Source organism: Flavobacterium macrobrachii, from assembly GCF_014486675.1.
Classification (GTDB): Bacteria; Bacteroidota; Bacteroidia; order Flavobacteriales; family Flavobacteriaceae; genus Flavobacterium; species Flavobacterium macrobrachii.
The window spans coordinates 1-306 of the sequence record NZ_JACTAC010000212.1; the positions used below are offsets into that span (position 1 = coordinate 1).

Here is a 306-nt window from a genome sequence, read left to right on the forward strand (position 1 = left end):
GCCAACGAATTAAATGTTAGTTCAGATAATATAAAACGTTGGAAGAAAGAGTTTAATCAAGGTAAATTAACTGGTAAAACAATACCAGTAAAAAGTAAAGAGGAAGAAGAACTGATACGATTGCGAAAAGAATTGGCAGATGTAAAAATGGAACGTGATATATTAAAAAAGGCAGTTGGCATCTTCTCCAAGAACGACAAGTAAAATATAAATTTATCCAATGCTATAAATCTAAATTTTCAGTCGAGAAGATGTGTTTTGTTTTTAAAGTAAGTAAAAGCGGTTATTATAAATGGCTTGTAAGAA

Annotated in this window: 1 pseudogene; it reads left to right on the top strand. The window is 29.7% G+C overall.

The features are described from left to right. Positions 1-204, top strand: a pseudogene (locus IAI56_RS16005) (hypothetical protein); the annotation flags it as partial. Positions 205-306 lie beyond the last annotated feature (102 nt).